Below are 2,580 nucleotides of genomic sequence, written 5' to 3'. Positions count from 1 at the left end.
GTGTGGAAATATGGAAAACTCACGCCCTTCCTGTATACTTGGCCTTAAACCAATCCTGTCCTAACTTTTGGGGGATGCTCATTAATTTAGTTTGGAATATAAATGAACGGATGTTTTTTGTAAGCCAGGTTGCTTGGAGGTACTAGGAAAAATGAATATCATTTTACAGCAATAACAGCAAGGCTGTAAAGCATTTAAGGTTCTGAATATTTTTTTTATTTTTATTTTGTGGATTAAAATAAATAACGCTTCTTGGCTTAGAAGAAGATTATTTCGGAATAACATTTTGCCTCATTTAAAGAGCAAAATATTTTATTTCAAAATATAAAGTTCAAATTTCAGTTCTTTTGCAACATTAAATTGGAAGTGAAATAGGAGGTAAGTTTAAATGTATTCGTCCCAATTTGGTGTTGTTTATGTTTCTCTTGTTTAGATTTCTATAAGTTTATTCGAGTAGCTAATTATTGTAAAATTTAGCGATCGTTTGGGATGAATTACATTTATCTTTCGTTGAAAAGTATAATAACGTGCTTATCATGGTGTTGATAAATTTGTTACTTCACCTCTATGTTAGATTTAAAGATGGATATTGAAATGAAAAAGAATTCAGGTTATGTTGGGTTTTGAACTGGCTATGGGCTCAAACGAAGTTGTGGGAAAGCCCCGCAAAGTGTTTCAAAAGTCATCAGTTTTAATCAGCACATGGTTGGCGTGTCTTGTTCAGCTTGATATTAGGAATCAATTTCTTCGAATTTTCTTTAAAAATCTGATGTGTAATATTCCGTTCGAATGTGGGCCTCCCTAGCCGAAAATGATTAAATTGCATTAAACTATTACGAGTAAACCCGGAATCACCCACCGGACTCACCCAAAAAAGAGCATGAAGGTTGTGTTCACCCCACAAAATATTGCTTGAACCCCCAGTAAAAATCCTTGTCAATATTTGATTGGGTTTCGAGGCGTTTTGTTGCCCAGTACTGAATCAACGGGTAGAAGTCATCAGATAGCGTTTAGAACTATTGATACATTTCTACGAAATTGATTTGGTATGATGATTGGAAATTTCGCGCGCAGTGAACCAAAATCATTTTTGGTAAGGTATGCCTACAGCTAAGAGTACCCTGTCTTTGCTTGTGGCATAGTTCAACAATACACCCAAAAGGCCCCTAGGCTAAATTTGTCCATCACCCTTGTCAGGCATAAACCTGCGAAATGATTACTTATGAAAAACAAATTCACTTTAGCACTAATGCTAAACCTTTTTTTGACTTTGATTCTTGAGAATTACTGTCATGGAAATGAGCACCTGAAACTTTCATCCGACAAGAAATCATACCCTTTTGAACGTGTCGAAAAGGAATATGTTGCCGAATATTCTAATAATAATCTATCGATGTTGAGTAAATCGAATGGATATGATGACACAGAAGCGATCCATTTGACATCAAAAAAACGTGAGTCGTCCGGAGAATATTTGGCAGATGACAATGAGGTTGGATATTATCCCGGGGAGAAAATAAGTTTGACGGCTGAAGCAAATCCAGGCTACAGGTTTTTGAACTGGACAATCAATGGTAAAGAGGTAAGCAGATCCGCGAAATATGAGATTGTGATGCCTTCTTACAATGTGGTCATTCAGGCAAACTTCGAAATCGAACCAGATCAACCATCCCAACCATCTACACCAGAGGTTTCCAATCCCGGTACAGGTTTACTTGGGGGACTTGTAGCGTTTTACGAGATGGACAGCAATGTGTCCGGAACGCTCAGAGATTCCCATGGCCAGAATCACGGGAAAAACAGTGCAATCGACCACGTATCCGGTTTTAATGAGAAAGGAAACAAGTATGACGGGAGTTCCTCGATCTCCAGCGTTCCCCATAGTAGCGCCCTGAACCTCGATACCGAATTTACTTTGATGGCTGACATCTTCAGGGAAGGAAATGGCATGGAAGACGGGGCTGTTATAGTCGGGAAGACGTTTTCCTCATCCTGGCCAGAAAACCAGACGTATGCCATGGCAATTACGAAGGACAACAAAATTAGGCTCCGTGCAAATACTCCCAATCTGAAAGACTGGGTGTCCACCCAGACTGTCCCAGCGGGCAAATGGGTAAGAGTTATAGCGACTTACAAGTCAGGCGAGGGATTCAGTTTGTACTTGGACAAGGTAAGTCCGGAGAAATCTCCATCGTTCTCTGGGTCTATTAGAGATTCGGATATGGAACTGACAGTCGGGTCGGCTTCACTACTTAGGAATGCAGCTTACGCAAGAAGATTGGAAGGGGTCTTGGACAATGTCGGAATCTGGAACAGGCAGCTTTCTAAGGAAGAGATCTCTGGGCTGATTTACAACAAGACCACCTATCCCGATTTTGCGGGCAAGCAAGAAACTTCTAAAATCAGTATAGTTTCGCCCGCTCAAAATTCCCAATTCGACGTGCTTAGCGCTGTTCAGATTAATTTGGCATCAGAGGGGACTGTTGACAAAATTGAACTTTTCGGAGGTACAACGTTAATTGCTACCCTGAATTCAGGCACTCTAAACTATACCTGGAAAGGAGCCCCCATAGGCCAAAC

At 40.2% G+C, this 2,580-nt stretch carries 1 protein-coding gene; it reads left to right on the top strand.

Annotation, left to right across the window (positions count from 1 at the left end; translation table 11 throughout):
* Positions 1-1,396 precede the first annotated feature (1,396 nt).
* Positions 1,397-2,580, top strand: a 1,184-nt coding sequence (locus tag ABD031_RS13305) for a LamG-like jellyroll fold domain-containing protein (protein WP_343852253.1), incomplete at its 3' end; no start/stop codon positions are given.

The organism is Algoriphagus jejuensis (assembly GCF_039523455.1).
GTDB classification, from domain to species: domain Bacteria; phylum Bacteroidota; class Bacteroidia; order Cytophagales; family Cyclobacteriaceae; genus Algoriphagus; species Algoriphagus jejuensis.
This window is presented reverse-complemented; position numbering and strand designations above follow the sequence as displayed.